Raw genomic sequence first — 13649 nt, 5'->3', positions numbered from 1 at the left:
TTGAAAATAGCAGACAGAGTTGCTTATTGGCAGGTGTAGCGATTTTATTAAAAAGATTTTAAACAGGTTCTTAGAATATCGACTTAATGATGAAACGAAAGGGTATCCTGCTTTATGGAACTACGCCAATATTTCTAATTCTGAAATTATCGCACGCATGACTTGTGAATATTTTATTAAAGAGAAAAATACTTATGTTGTTACTGCAACTTCGGTTGATCCAGACGGAACAGCAGTTATTTATATTCAAAAAGAAGTTTTCGCCAATGACCCTTCAGACCCTACATACTCCCACATCGGTTTTGAAATTAGAGAACTAAGTGAAACGAGTTCAAGCTTAGTAGATAGTCAAGATGTATGGAACTACGAAGAAATTTTACCATCTCTTCATTCAGATATTATATATATTCAGCGAGACGGCATGTCTATGGAATTCTCCTTGGATTCAAGAGAGATTGATGAAGACAGAAAGTGCTACATTTATTACGGAAACTTCACAGGTGAATCAAGATAATATTGATATATCTATGCAACAAAAAAACCTTACGTATAAAACGTAAGGTTTTTATATAGCCCCACATATGCCGTTCTCTCTAGATGTCCATAAACCTGCTCTCACAGGTGGATGCTCTCACAAATGTTTGTAACTTCCTTCTTAAAAAGATGGCATGTTAGCTACATTTAAATATTGAACTTCCATATTAAACTTATTGGTTTAAGACATGCATAAGCTACGTACACCGTAGGAATTTTATATAAGGTTAGTTGAAATAAGACCCCCGCACGTGCCGCTCCTCGTAAATGTCCAAAAACCCGCTACTCGCAGGTGGATGCCCTCACAGTTACCGTACATCTTCCTCCACAAGGAAGGCTTGATGATGGTCGCTAAATATTGAGCTTCCGTATAACTAACATCGGTTTTAGACATAAATAAGTTACGTACACCGCAGGATGTATTATTTACTTGTCGTTATATTATCACATTGTTTCCAATGTGTAAAATACAAAGTTTTTCGAGCAATCTCTTGCTTGTGACCTTATTTTAATACAAATTATTTTTGCATGCAAGTGATTAATCTTCTTCTTTTGCAATTTGATTTTCTGGATAAGAAATCCAATCACTCCAGCTACCTGCATACAATTTAACATTTTGGAATCCAGCCAATTTTAACGCAATGATATTTGGACATGCCGTAACACCAGAACCACAATATACAATGGTTTCCTTATCTTTCGACAGATTTTGGAATCGTTCTTGTTGCTCAGCTTCATTCTTAAATTGTCCTGATTGCAACATTCCATCCTTCCAAAAATAGTTTGTTGCTGTCGGAATATGTCCTGCTTTATGATCGACAAGTTCCTCTACACCAGCATAACGTTTTGGCTCTCTTGAATCAATTAACGTAACATCTGCACCTGCCTGGATATTCTCTCTTACTGTTTCCATCGATACAAGCATATGATCTTGTATGTTTGTTTTAAATGTTTTTCGTATAACAACAGAAATTTCCGTTGTTGTCGGTAGTCCATTCTCTTTCCAAACCGGGAAACCACCATCTAATATATATACTTTCTCATGTCCTACATAGTTACATAACCACCATAAACGAGCAGCATTTGCACCAGCTTGACTGTCATACGCAATTACTGTCGTATGTTCATCAATACCAACCTCCGAAAGCTTGTCCGCAAACTCTTCAATGCTTGGCAACGGATGGCGGCCACCATGTTCTGCTATAGGACTTGATAAATCTAAATTCAAATCAAAATATAACGCATGAGGAATATGTTCTTCTTCATACTTTTCTCTACCCCAATTAGGATTCGCTAAATCAAAACGACAATCGATTACACGGACGTTCTCATCTTCTATATGCTCACGTAACCATTCGACTGTAACTATCATCTTTAACGACCTTCTTTCTCTTGTAAACGACTTACATACTCCATAACCATTTCTTCTGTAACATATTTACGCTGCAAGGTAACACCATTTTTTGCAAGATCATTAATTTGCTTTGTTACAACATTAATGACATCAACCGAAAATTCTTTCCCATTTGACGCAAGAGATACGGCTGCTTCAATAGCTGCTTCACGCTGCGCATCTAATTGTAAACATGCTTTTACACTTTCATTTTGTTTACGAGAATGTGCTGTAATTGCTTTATGTACTTCCATCTTCTCTTCCCCCTAAATAAGTTATACGTTCTAATTCAATTCCATTGCAAGCCGAATCATATCACGGCATACAATGCCATTTTCAATAATCTCTTCTTCATAATGCTTCGAAAAGTAATCAAAATCAATAGAAAAAATACGAAATCCACATTTTTGATATAAAGCAAGTTGTGAAACACTAGAATTGCCTGTACCAACTTCAAGTTTTGACATACCATATCCTTTAGCAGTTTCTACGGCATGCCTTAATAGCTTCTTCCCAATCCCTTTTCCTTGCAAATGCTCTGCAACCGCAATATTCATGATTTCCATCGTCTTCGGCCTTGTTTCCAAAAGAACATACACACCGATGATGCTGCCCCCTTGCTTTGCTACGTATGTTAACCCTCTTTGTACATATATAGCTATTTGCCGTTCACTTGGATCAGCAAGTAGCAATAAAGACTTCGGTATAGCCTCTTTTAAAATACGTTCTATTACAAAAGACATAAAAAATCCCCCCATCTCTATTGTTCTAAACCCTCCTTGTCTACCATAAATAATAGAAAGGAGGGATTCACCATGGACAACAATGAGAAAAAATGCAACGTCATCTCTATTGATGGAAAGAAGAAGAAAAGCGACACGTATTCCTATCCAAAATTAGTAGTTGAAAATAAAACATACGAATTTTCTTCATTCGTCTTATGCGGTGAAACACCAGATGGCAGACGACTCGTTCTTACTCATATGATTTCTACCGATGAATTTGCTGGATTTGTCAAATCTTTAGATACTGTACTGCAAAAGAAAATTGAACGAATCTTTTTCTCATAACGACTATATAACATAAATTTCTTTTTCAATCTCTACTAACTGATTGTGCAATTGTTCTTTACTTTGTTCATATAGAGATACATCGATCGTTTCAGCCAATGCAAACAATATACTTTCATAATAGTTCATTACATCTTGTTGCATCACTTTTTGGAATAAGTTCCACTTCATATCCCATTCTTGCTTATAATGATGGACAAATAAATCTTTTTCATCGGCTACATAGTTTGATACAAGCGGTTCTAATACAGATTTAGCGTCTTCTTGCATAAAAGCTTTGTCATTCTTTTCAAAAAAGCTTTTCTCATTTTTAAAATGTGCCAGTGCTTTTTTGAAATCTTTTATTTCAACTGAAGGGAACGGTTCTTTATGTGTAATATCTTTATATTCATACTCAACTGTTCCATTCATAGAAATTGATTGATTTTCTACTTTACAGTTCACTACAATTTCGTCCTTTGCACGCTTCATCGCTTCGTCTATCCATTTTTCAAGACGTAATGATGTCGCACGCATTTCTTGTAATAAATCATGCTGAATAAATGCTACTAATTCCATAACACACTGTTGCAATTGTGTTTTCACATTTCCATCCGTTCGAAGTGACGCCGGATTAATAAATTCAGTAAACACATCGTTATAACGTAGGAATAGACGCTGTTGCACGTAATAAAGCAACTCTTTCACTTCATTTTGCATCGCCTGTTCTTCAGCAAGTACACTATATGATGAAATAATATGAAGTAGTTGATCACGCTCTGCTTCATATTTTTTCGTTTGCTTCTCTTTCTCTTCATTCCCCTGCTTTGCACCATTTATCATGTTTACTAAAAGTTGATCTGCCCCTTGCAACGCACCATATAGAGCATGCACAGAAACAAGCATTAAATCTCTCATCATAAAGGACGTAAATGATTCCTCAAACTTAGTAATTCCAGAGTTTTGTAAAATACCATACTTCTCTTTTTCAACATTCTTTCCTTGTTTCTCTTCAAGCGCACATAAACTTGAAATTGCAAATAAACGCGGATTTCTAATACCGTATTGCAGTAGCTGATCTGCGATATAACCTTTTACCATTTCAAGTTCTTCTTCAGACTCTGCTAAATCCGCCGCATTAATTAAGAAGAACATTTTATCAAGGGCAAAAGTATCCTTTACACGCCCAAGCTGAATTAAAAATTCACGATCAGCACGAGAGAATACATGGTTATAATATGTTACAAATAAAATAGCATCTGCGTTTTTAATATACTGGAATGCAACATCCGTATGGCGAGCATTAATAGAATCCGCTCCAGGTGTGTCTACAAGCGCTACTCCCTGCCTTGTTAAAGCACAATCATAATAAAGCTCCATATACTCAACGAAGCATGATTTTTCTTCATTCGCTACATAATCAGAGAACTCTTCTAATGTGACTTGTACTTGTTCTCCTAAATAAGTAGAAACTGCATCATACCCTTTTTGTACCGCTCGTAAAAAGCTAAATGTTGTTTTTTGCTTCCCAGTCGGTGAAGGATATTTCATAACTTTATCAATTTGTGCTAACGCCTCATCTAACGTAGTAATCTCATAATGAAACAGCTTATAAACAGCTTTCATATCTTCTAATAGAGCTTGCTTTGATTTGAATTGAACCATTACTGTTCCGTGTGGTTTTTCCTCTGTAACCGGCAAAATTTGATTAATCGTTGCCGTCGTCGGATTTGGTGATACAGGAAGTACCTTCTCACCAAGTAAGGCATTGGCAAATGATGATTTCCCAGCACTAAAAGCTCCGAATAACGCTACTGTAAATTGTTTCGTTTCCACACGACGCCTTTTTTCTATCACCTCTTGCTGTACATGTTTCAGCGCTGGCAATGGCTCTAATATCATTTCAGCTTTCTTCACTTTCTCTAATATACGCTGAATATTTAAAGCTGCCGTTCCTTTTATCTCTTCTTCATGAGCCACTACGTTATCATTTACCATTTCCTGCTCTTGTAGTGTGAATTTCTCACTAACAATTTGTTTTTCATGTTGCAATATCTCCTCTATTTGCAATCCTTCTGGTGTAGCAACACGCTCGTGCCAAACATTTTGTAAATAACTTTCATATGTCTCTAAATTGTTGCTGTATTGTAATTCCGTCTCTTTTGCCGTTTGCAACATCGTATATTTTTCAATCTCTTCTTCCATACGAGCAACTGCTTCCTTCACTTTTTGCTTTAAAACGACTGCACTTTTATCAAAAATTTGCTGTGCTTTTGTAAAATAACGTTTCTTCAGTTCATTCGCTACATCCGCTGTATAAAGAAGTAAGTAATCACCTGTGAAACCTGCACCTTGTTTAATGACTTCAGCTAACATTTCTGGTCCAAAAGCAATTTCTAAAGCATATATGTCTTTCCCAATTTCCTCCGTGAACAATCCTTCTTCTTTTAAGAAGGCTACAATAAATTCTTTCACATGAAAATCAAGTTGCGTTTCAACAGTCTTTTGAAGGGCAGAATAAAACGCCTCTACACGTCTTTGTTTTTCTTGCTCCGTCTTTCCTTTCGCAAATAGCAAACCAACTTTAAACTTTGTTAATTTCGTTTCTAAATATGCATTTGCCAATTCTCTCATTTCAAATGGCATTAAATACGCGTTATCTAATATAGCTTGTAAACCTTTTATAAATTCGTTTCTCACATGAGATTCTTTACTAGCCTCGCGATGTTTAGTTTCCGTTAGCTCTTCTTTCTTTTCAACTATTTCTGAAATCGAAAGCGGTGATGCTAACTCTTCCTCATATGTCAAAAGAGCTTTTTCATTTTCAGAAACAATAAACGAGAAATGTTCTCCCATTAAATATTCTGTTTCTCGCTCCATTCCCTCTCTTACATACTGCTCTTTTTCTTTCATAATAGAAGTAATTAATGTTTCTAAACTTCCAATTTCATTATGTGGATGGTTCATCATTCGTAATGACGTATAATAAACTCCATCTACTTCAATATCCCAGTTAGAGAACGATTGTTTCACACTATCTTTATAATCCTCAAATGATAATTCATTTTCTTTATGTTTATCTATTTGATTTACAACGAGATAAACCGTTTTATTACGTTGTTTCAATTCTTTAACAAATTGCAAATTCACTTCCGATTGGACGTGATTATAATCCATCATATAAAAAATTACGTCTGCTAGATGTAGCGTTGATTCTGTCGCTAGTTGATGGGCATCATCTGTTGAGTCAATCCCTGGTGTATCAACTAACATAACACCCTCAGGAATTGGTGCATCATTCCGATAAATATGAACACCAATTACCTCATCGCCATCTTTACAAATTTGCTTTAATTCTTCTGCTGAATATGCACCGTCATATTCGTACTGTTCTCCAGATTTAATCGTAACAACAACACGATCAAATCCCTTTTCAATTTTAACGACGTTAGCGCTTGTCGGAATTGGACTTGTTGGTAACAACTGCGCTTTATATAGATGATTCATCATCGTTGATTTCCCTGCTGAGAAGTGACCGCAGAACGCTATCATAAGCTGCTCTCGTTTATATTTTTGAATTACTTCAAACAACTTTAAGCTATTCTCTGCATCGCCGTGTTTTTGCCACTCTTCATAAAAACAAACAAGTTTTTTCATACCGTTTGTCTGTACTATGTTTGTCATCCCCTTGTTCCCCTTTACCCAAGATGTATATACTTTTCCCCGCTAATTGCGAGCTCATAACCAGTGAGAGTTACACCTACCCATTGATTACAGTTTCACTTTACTATCATACTAAATTTTCAGCATATTCTCATTAAAAATAAAAAATCCCTTTCATTCTTTTTACAAATGAAAGGGATTTTATGTCATATCACTCATTTTGCTGTTCCTACTCCATTTAAAACATACTTTGCAATAACTGCATATACAGCAACTGTACTTGCTACTAATGCATATACCATACTCATGCACCAACCTTTTTTGATAATGATTATCACTTTTGAATACATTTTATCATTAAAGAGAATCATTATCAACACTTTTCATAAAGAAAGCTCCTTATAAGAAGGAGCTTTACTGCCTGTTTTGAAAAAGGTTAAAACTTGTTGTGCACTCTTATTATATCTCATCCTACATAACTTAACAGTTTAAAAAAATGGAAATATCCCCTACCCCCTCCATCTTACATTTTGTATAATAAAAGGGAATTACTTAACAAGGAGGAAAAAAATGACACAAAATCTCACACAAGGCGAGAGGATACACTCCATTGATATTATTAGAGGAATAGCTGTATTAGGTATTTTTCTTGTTAACTGGCCAATTATTGCCGGGGTTGACTCACGTGATATTACAGGAATTTACGAAGGGATAGACAGCTATATTCGCCTATTTTACGATATGTTTATTCAAACGAAATTTTATACAATTTTTTCGTTTTTATTCGGATTAGGTTTTTATATTTTTATGAATCGTGCTGAGGCGAAGACCGATCGTCCAAAAACTTTGTTTGTTCGCCGCTTACTTATCTTATTATTATTCGGGTTCTTACATTACGTTCTTTTATGGGACGGTGACATTTTACATACTTATGCAATTACCGGGTTTTTCTTATTTTTATTTTACAAAAGAAAGACACGTACTATTTTAATATGGTCAATTGTACTATTAAGTTTCATGCAATTGTTCACATTATTAGGTTCTCTTGTCATGTTATTAGTGCCGCTAGATGAACTAGGCCTTTCCATAGCCATTATGCCGTTAGAAAACTGGGGCTTACAAATTACAGACAGATTCTATTCTTTCTATTCTGAAGCAATAAGTAACAATCTTATTATGCTTCCTGAAACACTAGGATTGTTTTTACTCGGATTATATGCCGGTAAAAAAGACATTTTCCGCCGTGCTAAGGAATTAGATCCAAAACTTAAAAAATGGCAAATCATTATGTTCATTTTAACATTACCGATTTGGTTTATTATGGTTTACTTCTTTATGAACAATCAACCATACACACCATTTTCACTTATGGGCATTACGATGATAAGCGGAAAGACATTGTTCATCTTCTACATTGTCACGTTAATGCGTTTATTACAAAAAGAAAAATGGCAAACAGTATTACGTCCATTCCAATACGTTGGACGAATGGCATTAACAAATTACATCTCGCATACAATTGTTACATTACTTGTATTTGGTCTATTACTTAAAAATTATTATCCTGCTCCATTATGGGTTGGACCAATATTCTGCATTAGTTTCTACACGTTACAAATCTTTATTAGCCGCTGGTGGCTTTCACATTACCAATACGGACCACTTGAGTACATTTGGCGTCTTGGTACTTACGGGAAAATGATGCCACTTAAAAAGAAAAGCAAGGTCTCATAACGAGACCTTGCTTTTTTACGCTTCTCTTACTGCACTTTGCATAGACACCGGCTCTTCTTTTACTTTCACTTTACGCTGCGGCACCATATTAAATACGATATTTAAAAGTACTGCTGACGCACTTCCAAGTACAATTCCGTTATCTGTTAAAATACGAATGTTTTCAGGAAGTTGTGAGAATAATGTAGGAACAACTGTAACCCCAAGCCCAATTCCGACAGAACATGCAACAATTAATAAGTTTTCTTGTTTGCCAAAATCAACGCTACTTAACATTTTAATACCATATGCCATTACCATACCGAACATTGCGAGCATAGCACCGCCAAGTACTGATTTCGGAATGATTGTTGTAATAGCTGCGATTTTAGGAATGAATCCAAGAACGATTAACATACCACCGCAAGTATAAATAATAACGCGATTTCTTACTCCAGTTAATTGAACAAGTCCTACGTTTTGAGAGTAAGTTGTATATGGGAACGCGTTGAAAATACCACCTAACACCATCGCTAATCCTTCTGCTCGATAGCCCTTTGTTAATTCTTTTTCACCGATTTTTTTATTGCAAATATCAGATAATGCAAAGTATACACCCGTTGCTTCTACAATCCCTACACAAGCAACGAGAATCATCGTAATAACTGGTGTTAATTCAAATGTTGGTGTACCAAAGTAAAATGGTTGAATACCATGGAACCAATCAGCCTCTCCAACCGCTTGCAAGCTTACTTTCCCCATAAACGCTGCAACGATTGTACCGAACAATAGACCTAGTAAAATAGAGATTGAACGAATAAATCCATCAAAGAAACGATACATAATGATGATAAATAGTAACACACCAAATGCTAATGCTAAATTTTCAAGACTACCGAAATCCTTACTTCCTACTCCTCCAGCCATATCATTAATTGCTGCTGGAACAAGTGTAACTCCAATTACAGTAACAACAGATCCTGTTACAACAGGTGGAAATAGTTTTACAAGCTTTCCAAATAATTTCGCAAAAATAACAACGAATAACCCAGCAGCAATAATTGCTCCATAAATAGAAGACACACCGTATTGTTTTCCAATCGCAATCATCGGTCCAACGGCTGTAAATGTACAACCGAGTACAACGGGAAGTCCAATACCGAAAAAGCGATTTGATAATGCTTGTAAAATTGTCGCAACGCCGCACATTAATAAATCAATTGAGACTAAATATGTTAATTCTTTTTGATTTAAACCAAGTCCACCGCCCACAATAAGCGGAACGATAATTGCTCCAGCATACATTGCCAGCATATGCTGCATACCAAGCGATGCAATTTTAAATGGATGCTGCTTCATCGTTTATTTCACCTCCGCAGTTTCTTGCTGTACAAATGTAACTGTGCCGTTATCAAGTGATGCAATTTCTGCTAGTGATTCAACACGAACGCCTTGTTCACGAAGCTTCTTTCCTCCATCTTGAAATGCTTTTTCAATAACAATTCCAATTCCTGCAATACTTGCTCCTGCTTGCTCTACCAAACTCATTAAACCTAAAGCAGCCTGACCGTTTGCTAAAAAGTCATCGATGATTAGCACGCGATCATTTTCATCAATATGATTTCGAGATAATGAAATTTCATTTGTTTCTTGTTTTGTAAATGAATATACGTTTGCAACGTACATATTATCTTGTAACGTTAACGATTTACGTTTTCGTGCAAAAATTACTTTTACACCAAGCTCTAATGCAGCCATAACCGCTGGTGCAATGCCTGAAGATTCAATCGTCACGATTTTTGTAATGTTCTCTTCTTTAAAACGTTTGGCAAATTCTTTTCCGATTTCTTGCATAAGTACTGGATCAATTTGGTGATTTAAAAATGCATCCACCTTTAATACATCACCAGATAAAACCTTTCCTTCGTTCAAAATCTTTTCTTGTAATACTTTCATGTTTGTTCCCCCTCTTATGCAATAAAAAAACTCCAAAAGCCGCCACCACTCGTTACAAGTGAGAGACGCGCTTTTGGAGTTTCGCAAAAAAAGAATGCTAAACAAGCAATTATATTCGTCCTCACTCATAGTCAAAGTATTTACGGTACTTCGGTAGAAACTTGCAGGCCATATCCCCGCGATTATATGAGTGTAGCTAACTATTTATTTTATAGAAGGATTATAACGTACTTTTTATGCTTTGAAAAGCATTTATCAAAAAAACACGTACAAATTTTTAAAAACCACTATTTTTGTTCGAGTTTTGCAAACTCTTTCATTCCCAATTACAATTTAGTTAAAATGATTGGCCCAACTTTTGTAATCGCAATTGTATGCTCATATTGAGCTGATAATTTCCCGTCCATCGTTCGTGCAGTCCACCCATTTAAATCTACTTTAGAATATCTCATACCTATATTTACAATCGGTTCAATTGTAATTACCATTCCTTCTTGTAACTGAGGTCCTTGTCCTTGTTTCCCAAAATGAAAAATTGCTGGTTCTTCATGAATCTCTTTACCAATTCCATGTCCCGTAAAGTCTCTTGCGACAGAAAAACCTTCATTTGTTACATAACTTTCAATTGCATAGCCAATGTCTCCTACATGATTACCAATTACCGCCTGATCAATTCCTTTATACAAAGCATTCTCAGCTACTAACAACAACTTTTCTGCTTCATCAGAAACTTTTCCAACTCTATACGTCCAAGCAGAATCTGAAAGACCCCCATTTAAGTTTACTACCGTGTCAATTGTTACAATATCACCCTCAGTTAAAGGAACATCGGCCGGAAACGCATGACACATTTCATCGTTTACAGATGCACATATCGCATATGGATACCCATTGTAATCTTTCTGTTCAGATGTGGCACCATGCTTTTTTAAATACATTTCAACAAACGTATTAATCTCTTGCGTCGTTATACCTGGCTTTATCATTTTCGCAATTTCTTTATGACATGAAGCAAGTAATTTTCCAGATTCATGCATCAAATCTATTTCATTTTTCGTTTTAATTGTAATCATACTACCTCTACCTTTCCTTGCTAAACCTACTATTCGCTACTAAACTTCTATCATACACATCCTTTACGAAAATTTCAAAACCCTCTATTACATACAACAAGTACAAAAATATGTATCATATATTTCTAAATCAAAATAAAAAACAGAAGACCCCTCTGTTTTTTAATCATGTTTACATATGTAGTTCATTTTCAAAAACTCAAAACAACTACCATTTGTTTTCTGTATAAACGTTCCAACCGCCTCAAATCCTGCTCTTTTATACACTTTGATTGCTCTCTCATTAAATGTCGCTACTGATAGTGTTATATAATTGCATCCGTATTTTTCTTTGCTAAAAGCTAGTCCAGCATTCACGAACTGTAAACCAAATCCATTGCCAGTTATATCAGGTCTCATTCCAAGTCCTATATCAACCGTTCCATTATTTATTTTACAAATAGTAAAAAAACCAACGAGAATGCCATTTTGCTTCACTGAAAATGTATGAATCCCTCTACTCTCATCATGTAAAAATTCAGCTAAATCTTCTTCATCTGCCTCTATATCATAAAAAGAATATTTCCCTTCATAATGCCAGTTATACGCAATTTCCTCCGCTTCTTCTTGCTTCATTACTGTATATGTATAACCCATTCTCCCATCCCCTTTAACAAAAAGAGCTGCAATTAAGCAGCTCTTTTTTTACAACTCATAAATCGCTCTATATTTCGCTTCTAAATAATCGGCTAAGTAGTTTGCATTTAAGCCTTCACCTGTTACATCTTCTAAAATTTCAAGCGGCTTTTTCGTTTTACCATATTGGTGAATATGTTCTGTTAACCATTCACGAATCGGTGTTACGTTTCCTTCTTCTAATAATGCATCAAAGTTCGGAATGTCTTTTAACATTCTTTGCTTAAATTGCGCTGCATACATGTAACCAAGCGCATAAGATGGGAAGTATCCAAATGAGCCACCAGCCCAGTGAACATCTTGCAATACACCTTGCGCATCATTTTCCGGACGAATTCCTAAATATGCTTCCATCTTATCATTCCAAGCTGCTGGTAAGTCCTTCACTTGTAATGTACCATCAAATAATTCTTTCTCTAATTCATAACGCACCATAACATGAAGCGGGTATGTAAGCTCATCTGCTTCTATACGAATGAATGACGGCTTCGATTCGTTAATTGCATCATAAAACTCATCGACTGACATATCATCAAATTGACCATCGCTATACTCTTTTAATAAATCATAATTTTTCTTCCAGAATGATTTATTACGGCCGATAAAGTTCTCAAAGAATAATGATTGTGATTCGTGAATACCCATAGATGTACCACTGCAAAGTGGTGTACCTTCAAATTGTTCTGCAATGTTTTGTTCATATACTGCATGACCATATTCATGAATTGTTCCAAATACAGCCATACGGAAATCTTTTTCATCATAGCGTGTCGTAATACGAACATCCCCTCTATTTAATGTAATTTCGAAAGGATGTACTGTTTCATCAAGACGACCTGCTTCAAAGTCATAATTCAATTGCTTTAATAGTTCTAATGTAAAGTTCTTTTGTTTTTCTTTTGAAAACTGTTCCGATAAAGCACTTGTTTTTAATCCTTTTTTAGACTCAGAGATTTCTTTTACAAGCGGCACGATGCGCTCACGAAGTTGACCAAATACGTGATCTAAAACTTCTACTGTAATACCTGGCTCATACATGTCTAATAATGTATTGTATTTATATGTTTCATAACCCCAATATGTAATAAATTTCTTTTTAAATTCAACAATTTTTTCTAAGTACGGGCGGAACATTTCGAAATCAGATTTTTCGCGAGCTTCTTCCCACACACTCTCTGCTTTCGCTTCTAATTTCACATAAGCCTCATATTCAGCTTGTGGAATTTTTTTATTTCTATCATATTCTTTCCGACACTCTTCAACCATTTTCTTTGTCGTTTCAGAAAGTTTATCTTCACGTATTAAAGCTTCAAGTTCTGTTAAATAGTTTCCCATCTCATCTGAAGTCGACATAGCAAACACTTCTGACGAAAGCATACCAATTACTTCTGAACGCTGATCTACACCTTTTTTTGGTGCACCTGTTCTTAAATCCCAAAACATTAAACTTAATGCTTCTCCGTAATTCTGTATCTTCTTCACGTATGTTAAAAATTGTTTTTCTACCTCATATGTAGCAACTGTCATCGTATAAAAGCCTCCTTTTTCTACCTCAAACTTAATTCGACACGGAAACATAAATTCCTTTTATAA

At 35.4% G+C, this 13649-nt stretch carries 12 protein-coding genes, 2 other RNA genes and 1 riboswitch; of the genes, 3 read left to right on the top strand and 11 right to left on the bottom strand.

The window, feature by feature from the left end; translation table 11 throughout:
• Nucleotides 1-55 precede the first annotated feature (55 nt).
• Entirely contained in the window at nt 56-514 is a 459-nt protein-coding gene (locus tag ACQRBL_RS07655) for a hypothetical protein (RefSeq protein WP_411996298.1), read from the top strand.
• A 54-nt stretch (nt 515-568) separates the two neighbouring features.
• On the opposite strand, the gene ssrS (ACQRBL_RS07650) is transcribed toward ACQRBL_RS07655, so the two are convergent.
• The 5 genes from ssrS (ACQRBL_RS07650) to ACQRBL_RS07630 form a co-directional block, all read right to left on the bottom strand.
• Nucleotides 569-752: non-coding RNA, 6S RNA (ssrS, locus tag ACQRBL_RS07650), on the bottom strand.
• A 21-nt stretch (nt 753-773) separates the two neighbouring features.
• Nucleotides 774-956: non-coding RNA, 6S RNA (gene ssrS, locus ACQRBL_RS07645), on the bottom strand.
• 116 nt (nt 957-1072) lie between these two features.
• A complete protein-coding gene (locus ACQRBL_RS07640) occupies nt 1073-1906 on the bottom strand; it encodes a sulfurtransferase (protein WP_023521523.1) in 834 nt (277 codons plus the stop codon).
• A gap of 2 nt (nt 1907-1908) precedes the next feature.
• A complete protein-coding gene (locus ACQRBL_RS07635; RefSeq protein WP_000451820.1) occupies nt 1909-2181 on the bottom strand; it encodes a YpbS family protein in 273 nt (90 codons plus the stop codon).
• Between the two features lie 30 nt (nt 2182-2211).
• Nucleotides 2212-2670 carry a GNAT family N-acetyltransferase gene (locus ACQRBL_RS07630; RefSeq protein WP_000011411.1) on the bottom strand — a complete coding sequence of 153 codons (459 nt, stop codon included), beginning with the start codon at nt 2668-2670 and terminating at the stop codon, nt 2212-2214.
• A 72-nt stretch (nt 2671-2742) separates the two neighbouring features.
• Here ACQRBL_RS07630 and ACQRBL_RS07625 point away from each other — a divergent pair, with 72 nt between their 5' ends.
• Nucleotides 2743-2997 (top strand): DUF3931 domain-containing protein, encoded by a 255-nt coding sequence (locus tag ACQRBL_RS07625; RefSeq protein WP_000369740.1) that lies wholly within the window; start codon nt 2743-2745, stop codon nt 2995-2997.
• Between the two features lie 3 nt (nt 2998-3000).
• On the opposite strand, the gene ACQRBL_RS07620 is transcribed toward ACQRBL_RS07625, so the two are convergent.
• On the bottom strand, nt 3001-6660 hold the full coding sequence (locus ACQRBL_RS07620) for a dynamin family protein (protein WP_411996291.1): 3660 nt from the start codon (nt 6658-6660) through the stop codon (nt 3001-3003).
• 549 nt (nt 6661-7209) lie between these two features.
• Here ACQRBL_RS07620 and ACQRBL_RS07615 point away from each other — a divergent pair.
• Nucleotides 7210-8373: a DUF418 domain-containing protein gene (locus ACQRBL_RS07615; protein WP_411996292.1), complete on the top strand. Its 1164-nt coding sequence runs from the start codon at nt 7210-7212 to the stop codon at nt 8371-8373.
• Between the two features lie 15 nt (nt 8374-8388).
• On the opposite strand, the gene pbuX is transcribed toward ACQRBL_RS07615, so the two are convergent.
• The 5 genes from pbuX to ypwA form a co-directional block, all read right to left on the bottom strand.
• Entirely contained in the window at nt 8389-9711 is a 1323-nt protein-coding gene (gene pbuX, locus ACQRBL_RS07610; protein ID WP_000809230.1) for a xanthine permease PbuX, read from the bottom strand.
• 3 nt (nt 9712-9714) lie between these two features.
• Nucleotides 9715-10308, bottom strand: coding sequence for a xanthine phosphoribosyltransferase (locus ACQRBL_RS07605; RefSeq protein ID WP_000866483.1), 594 nt, complete (start codon nt 10306-10308; stop codon nt 9715-9717).
• A gap of 108 nt (nt 10309-10416) precedes the next feature.
• Nucleotides 10417-10518: riboswitch (purine riboswitch) on the bottom strand.
• A gap of 116 nt (nt 10519-10634) precedes the next feature.
• Nucleotides 10635-11381 (bottom strand): type I methionyl aminopeptidase, encoded by a 747-nt coding sequence (locus tag ACQRBL_RS07600; RefSeq protein WP_411996293.1) that lies wholly within the window; start codon nt 11379-11381, stop codon nt 10635-10637.
• A 162-nt stretch (nt 11382-11543) separates the two neighbouring features.
• Nucleotides 11544-12017, bottom strand: a complete 474-nt coding sequence (locus tag ACQRBL_RS07595) for a GNAT family N-acetyltransferase (RefSeq protein ID WP_411996294.1) — start codon at nt 12015-12017, stop codon at nt 11544-11546.
• A gap of 48 nt (nt 12018-12065) precedes the next feature.
• Nucleotides 12066-13583: a carboxypeptidase gene (gene ypwA / locus ACQRBL_RS07590; protein ID WP_411996295.1), complete on the bottom strand. Its 1518-nt coding sequence runs from the start codon at nt 13581-13583 to the stop codon at nt 12066-12068.
• Nucleotides 13584-13649 lie beyond the last annotated feature (66 nt).

The sequence above is a fragment of the Bacillus sp. AF62 genome, assembly GCF_050312695.1.
Lineage (GTDB): Bacteria > Bacillota > Bacilli > Bacillales > Bacillaceae_G > Bacillus_A > Bacillus_A cereus.
Note: the sequence above shows the minus strand (reverse complement) of the source record. Positions and strands in the feature narration are given on the sequence as shown.

Bases quoted from the DNA above. Each gene is read 5' to 3' on its own strand.
- ACQRBL_RS07640 (WP_023521523.1), bottom strand. From the start codon at position 1,906: ATGATAGTTACAGTCGAATGGTTACGTGAGCATATAGAAGATGAGAAC.
- ACQRBL_RS07630 (WP_000011411.1), bottom strand. From the start codon at position 2,670: ATGTCTTTTGTAATAGAACGTATTTTAAAAGAGGCTATACCGAAGTCT.
- ACQRBL_RS07595 (WP_411996294.1), bottom strand. From the start codon at position 12,017: ATGGGTTATACATATACAGTAATGAAGCAAGAAGAAGCGGAGGAAATT.
- ACQRBL_RS07635 (WP_000451820.1), bottom strand. From the start codon at position 2,181: ATGGAAGTACATAAAGCAATTACAGCACATTCTCGTAAACAAAATGAA.
- ACQRBL_RS07600 (WP_411996293.1), bottom strand. From the start codon at position 11,381: ATGATTACAATTAAAACGAAAAATGAAATAGATTTGATGCATGAATCT.
- ACQRBL_RS07625 (WP_000369740.1), top strand. From the start codon at position 2,743: ATGGACAACAATGAGAAAAAATGCAACGTCATCTCTATTGATGGAAAG.
- pbuX (WP_000809230.1), bottom strand. From the start codon at position 9,711: ATGAAGCAGCATCCATTTAAAATTGCATCGCTTGGTATGCAGCATATG.
- ypwA (WP_411996295.1), bottom strand. From the start codon at position 13,583: ATGACAGTTGCTACATATGAGGTAGAAAAACAATTTTTAACATACGTG.
- ACQRBL_RS07620 (WP_411996291.1), bottom strand. From the start codon at position 6,660: ATGACAAACATAGTACAGACAAACGGTATGAAAAAACTTGTTTGTTTT.
- ACQRBL_RS07615 (WP_411996292.1), top strand. From the start codon at position 7,210: ATGACACAAAATCTCACACAAGGCGAGAGGATACACTCCATTGATATT.
- ACQRBL_RS07605 (WP_000866483.1), bottom strand. From the start codon at position 10,308: ATGAAAGTATTACAAGAAAAGATTTTGAACGAAGGAAAGGTTTTATCT.